Genomic DNA, 4,945 nt, shown 5'->3' on the forward strand with positions numbered 1-4,945 from the left:
CGCGAGGCCAAGGCGCGCAAGGACAGGGCAGGCCGGGCCTTCGCAACAAGCGGCTCGGCGCCCAGGATCATGCTCGGTGCGCGCGCCGAGCAGGCGGAGAACACCGGCAGCCGCTCGCAACGGCTCGCCGAGCGCATGATCAGCGAGGCGACCGAGCAGCGCGAACAGGCGCGCCAGCAGGTCGAGGTGCTGACGCCGCTCTCCATGGTGCTGCCGCCGACCGGGCTCGGCGCCGGAACGGAGCTGCTCGTCATGGACGACGCGGTCGTAACCGCCGGTGAGCGGACCTTGGGCCCCTGGACGCTTCACATCAAGGGGCGGCAGCGGATCGCGATCCGCGGACGCAATGGCGCGGGCAAGACCACGCTGCTGCGGGCTGCGATCGGCGCCATCCCATTGTCCGGCGGAAAGCTGCGGCGCGCCGAGGGGCGGATCGCGATGCTGGATCAGCACGTCGCGCTGCTCGATGGCGGCGACAGCATCATCGGCAATCTCCGCCGCCTGCATCCTGCGCTGGACCGCGAGGCGGCGCATGCGGCTTGCGCGCGCTTCGCCTTCCGCAACCGCGACGCCGAGCAGATGGTGGAGACGCTCTCCGGCGGCGAGCGGCTGCGCGCAGGACTGGCCTGCACCTTCGGTGGCGATCACCCGCCATCGTTGCTGTTGCTGGACGAGCCGACCAACCATCTCGACCTCGCCTCGATCGAGATCCTGGAAGAGGCGCTGCGCGCCTTCGATGGCGCGTTGCTCGTTGTCAGCCACGATCCGTCGTTTCTCGCGGCGATCGGCGTTGGCGGGGAGTTCGTGGTCAAGGGATAGTCGGCACTGCGCGTACGCCGATTGATCCCGGTGCGTCACGAGCAACGTCATTCCAGGGCAAGCCCGCAGGCTTTGAACCCGGAAACCGGACAGTGTTTAGCGTGGAGTCCAGGCAATCTCGAGATTCCGGGTTCAATCGTCAGCGCGCAGCCGTTTCGCGACTGCGCCTGAGGATTGAACCGGAATGACAGGAACGTTTGAAGCTACCGGATCGCGATCGGGTTGATGTTGCCCTGGACGCCGCCGCGCCAGCGTGGCTGGCCGAGGACGAACAGGAACTCGTAGCCCTTGTCCTTGGCCAGTGCCGCCGTGTCCATGTTCTCCAGGATGTAGGTCCCGTTCATCGCGAGCAGGATCTGGTGCACCTCGAACAGGTTCTTGGACTCGAACGGGATCGCCTCGACCGCCCAATTGTCGGCACCGACGGCGACCACGCCCTTCGAGGTCAGGTACTTCGCGCCCTCGACGCCGAGCCCCGGCTCGCCGGCGCTATAGCGCTTGTCGTCCTTGCCGATCAGGCCGAGCCAGCCGGTGTGGAAGATCACGATGTCGCCCTGGCGGATCTCGACGCCCTGTTTCTTGGCGGCCTCCTCGATCTCCTTGACGTTGAAGGCGGTGCCTTCCTTGACGACATCGGTGCCGTAATAGGCTGCCATGTCGAGCAGCACGCCGCGCGCCACCAGCGGCGGGACCTTCTCGATGCCGAGCTTCTTCAGGCCGGTCGGATCGGCGAAGTCGTGCAGCTTGTTGCCGTTGTAATAGACGTGCTCAATGCCGAGATGGCCGAGGCCATCGAGCTGGCTGCCGACGCCGACCCAGCCTTCGACGATGTCGTCATTGTAGGTCGCCTTGTTGGGCCCGAGCCCGGGAAGGCCGGCCTGTCCCGGCTGCACCACCGTGATCTTGAACGAGCGCGGCGGATAGGCGGGGGTTTTGCCGTCGATGATCATGCCGAGCGGGTAGGTCTTGCCGGTCTTCACCAGCGAGGCCGCTTTGACCACCAGCTCCGGCGTGATGTAGTTGGCCGCGCCGATCTCGTCGTCCGGTCCCCATTTCGATTTGGTCCAGTCCTGAGCATTCGCCGTCCCGATCGCCCCCATCAGCGCGATCGAGCAGCACAACACGAACGCGTTGCGCATCGCATTTCCTCCGACATGTTGTTTGTTGTGTTTCGCGCTGGCCAGCGCTGCATCCTAACGTAGTGCGGGACCGCCGGACAAAGTGTTTTTCCGGTGCGTGCGCTGCACAGCGCCCGAACGTCGCATCGGTCGAAATGGCCGTGTTTTGCTGCCTAACCCTGTCATTTCGTAGCGTGGAATGCGTCTTGCGGCGGCAATGCCGATGCACAATCTCTGGGCGAACAGTCCTATGCCGCGATGTTGCGATCCCGCTGGCTCAGGCTCTCCATGAAAGCCATCAGCGCGCTGCTGCGATGCGCGGCGCGGCGATGAATAAAGAGCGTCTCGACCTGCGCATGGGACGGATCGAGCGGGTGCAGGCCGATGCTGCCGCTCATCGCGTGCCGCGTCACCACCGCGCGCGGCAGCAGCGCGACGCCCATGCCGGCGGCGACGCAGCCGATCATGCCGTCGAGCGTGCCGAGCTCGATGCGGGATGCGGCGGGCCAGCCGAAATCGTTGAACACCTGCTCCAGCCGCTGCCGATAGGTGCAGCCGGTCCGAAACACCAGCGCAGTCGGCCCGGACCCCGCGGTCGCTGCACGCAACGCGGCCAAACTTTCGAAGCGCCGGGCTGTCACCAGCATCAGCTCTTCCTCGAACGCGACGACGCCGGTCAGCTCCGGATGGTCGATCGGACCGGCGACAAAGGCGCCGTCGAGCGATCCGTCGAGCACGCCGGCCACGAGATCCGCGGTCGGCGCGGTGCGCAGGCTCAAGGCGACAGCTGGGAAGCGCCGGTGGAAATCGGCGAGCCGGGTCGGCAGGCGCACCGCGGCGGTCGTCTCCATCGAGCCGATCATCAGCGGGCCCTGCGGCTCGCCGTCGTCGCGCGCGGCGAGCACGGCTTCACGCGACAGCGCCGCCATGCGGTCGGCATAGGGCAGGAGACGCTGTCCGGCGCCGGTCAGGGTCATGCCGCGGCTATGGCGTTCGAACAGGGCGGTGCCGATCTCGGCTTCCAGCGCCTTGATCCGCTGCGTCACGTTGGACTGAACCGTGTTGAGGGTTTCGGCGGCGCGCGTGATGCCGCCGGCACGAGCCACTGCGGCGAAGGTCTGCAAATCGCTCAGTTCCACGGCCACTCTCCGTTTTGAATCTGCGATGGCAGAGTTCTCAACTATTCATTTTGAGAGAATGCTAGCCCCGCCTATGGTTCGCGTCCAGACGTGAGGAGATGCGCATGGCGCTGCGAACGCGGCTGACGGAGATGCTCGGCATCGACCATCCGGTCCTGCTGGCGCCGATGGATGTCGTCGCCGATGCAAATCTGGCGCGCGCGGTCAGCGCCGCCGGCGGCTTCGGCATTCTCGGCGGCGGCTACGGCAACCGGGCGTGGCTCGCGCAGGAAACGGCGAAGCTCGCCGGCTTGCGTCAGCCGTTCGGCATCGGGTTCATTACCTGGTCGCTCGCCAAGCAGCCGGAGCTGCTCGACATCGCGCTGGCCGCCAAGCCAGCCTCGATCATGCTGTCGTTCGGCGATCCCGCACGCTTTGCGCCTGCCATCAAGCAGGCGGGTGCGCGCTTGATCTGCCAGGTTCAGGATGAAGCGATGGCCGAGCAGGCGCTGATGGCCGGCGCCGACATCCTGATCGCACAAGGAACCGAAGCGGGCGGTCATGGCGCGTCGCGCACGACGCTCGACATCGTGCCGGCGGTCATTGATCTCGCGGCTGGCCGGGTGCCGGTCGTGGCGGCTGGCGGACTCGCTGATGGCCGCGGCCTGGCGGCGATGCTCACGCTCGGCGCCGATGGCGTGCTGCTCGGTACGCGCTTCTATGCCAGCCAGGAAGCGGCCGGTGCCGACGAGGCCAAGCGGCGCATCTGCGCGGCAAAATCCGGCGAAACGGTGCGCGGCATCATCTTCGATTTGTCGCGCAACAATGTCTGGCCGGCGCCGTTCACCGGACGCTGCCTGATCAACGACCATGCGCGTCGCTGGATGGGGCGCGAGCTCGAGCTGCTGCAGCAGGTCGAGCGCGTCTCGGCCGATTACATGAAGGCGAGGACCGAGGGTCATTTCGAGGTTGCCGCCGTCATCGCCGGCGAGGCGGTCGGGCTGATCCATGATATTCCGCCGGCCGCCGAGATCGTCGCGCGGATCGTCGGCGAGGCCGAGCAGATCCTGGCAGGGCGGCGCAACTCGTCGTGGCTGCCGCGCAATGGAACGAAAGAGTGAGGTGAACCATGTGGCCCGATCGTCGCTTTCTCGATCTCGTCAAGACGGAGCATCCGATCGTGCTCGCGCCGATGGCCGGCGTGATGGACGCCGATCTGGTCATCGCCGTTGCGGAAGGCGGCGGGCTCGGCTCGCTGCCGTCAGCGATGCTCACCCCCGACAAGGTGCGCGAGCAGGTCAACATCATCCGTCAGCGCGTCTCGGCGCCGATCAACCTGAACTTCTTCTGCCATACGCCGGTCGAGGCCGACGCGGCCCGTGAGGCGGGCTGGAAGCAGCGGCTCGGCGCGTACTATCGAGAATACGGCGTCGATCCGGCGGCGCCGGTCACCGCGGCCAACCGTGCGCCGTTCGATGCGGCGATGTGCGGCGTCGTCGAGGAGCTGAAGCCGGAGATCATCAGCTTTCATTTTGGCTTGCCCGAGCCGTCGCTGCTGGCGCGGGTGAAGGCGACCGGAGCGGTCGTGATGGCGTCCGCGACCGTCGTGCGCGAGGCGGTGTGGCTGGAGCGGAACGGCGCCGACGTCATCATCGCGCAAGGCGCCGAGGCCGGTGGCCATCGCGGCATGTTCCTGACCGACAAGCTCGCCGAGCAGGTCGGCACCTTTGCGCTGGTGCCGCAAATCGTCGATGCGGTGAAGGTCCCGGTGATCGCGGCCGGCGGCATCGCCGATGCGCGCGGCATCGCGGCGGCCTTCGCGCTCGGCGCGTCCGGCGTGCAGATCGGCAGCGCGTTCCTGCGCTGCCCGGAATCGAAGGTCAGCGCGAT

General features: G+C 67.1%; 5 protein-coding genes. 3 read left to right on the forward strand and 2 right to left on the reverse strand.

Features of this window, described 5'->3' with window-relative positions:
* The coding region (locus tag BRAO375_RS18405; RefSeq protein WP_035641006.1) for an ATP-binding cassette domain-containing protein at positions 1 to 819 on the forward strand (819 nt) is incomplete at its 5' end.
* A gap of 203 nt (positions 820 to 1,022) precedes the next feature.
* On the opposite strand, the gene BRAO375_RS18410 is transcribed toward BRAO375_RS18405, so the two are convergent.
* Entirely contained in the window at positions 1,023 to 1,958 is a 936-nt protein-coding gene (locus BRAO375_RS18410; RefSeq protein WP_009028966.1) for a cyclase family protein, read from the reverse strand.
* Between the two features lie 227 nt (positions 1,959 to 2,185).
* Positions 2,186 to 3,076 (reverse strand): LysR family transcriptional regulator, encoded by an 891-nt coding sequence (locus BRAO375_RS18415; RefSeq protein WP_009028967.1) that lies wholly within the window; start codon positions 3,074 to 3,076, stop codon positions 2,186 to 2,188.
* Positions 3,077 to 3,180: 104 nt separating this feature from the next.
* Between BRAO375_RS18415 and BRAO375_RS18420 the strand changes: the two genes are divergently transcribed.
* Both BRAO375_RS18420 and BRAO375_RS18425 read left to right on the forward strand, forming a co-directional pair.
* Entirely contained in the window at positions 3,181 to 4,176 is a 996-nt protein-coding gene (locus tag BRAO375_RS18420) for an NAD(P)H-dependent flavin oxidoreductase (protein ID WP_009028968.1), read from the forward strand.
* 8 nt (positions 4,177 to 4,184) lie between these two features.
* The coding region (locus BRAO375_RS18425) for an NAD(P)H-dependent flavin oxidoreductase (RefSeq protein WP_035641009.1) at positions 4,185 to 4,945 on the forward strand (761 nt) is incomplete at its 3' end.

Source organism: Bradyrhizobium sp. ORS 375 (assembly GCF_000239775.1).
Lineage (GTDB): Bacteria > Pseudomonadota > Alphaproteobacteria > Rhizobiales > Xanthobacteraceae > Bradyrhizobium.

Bases quoted from the DNA above. Each gene is read 5' to 3' on its own strand.
- BRAO375_RS18420 (WP_009028968.1), top strand. From the start codon at position 3,181: ATGGCGCTGCGAACGCGGCTGACGGAGATGCTCGGCATCGACCATCCG.
- BRAO375_RS18410 (WP_009028966.1), bottom strand. From the start codon at position 1,958: ATGCGCAACGCGTTCGTGTTGTGCTGCTCGATCGCGCTGATGGGGGCG.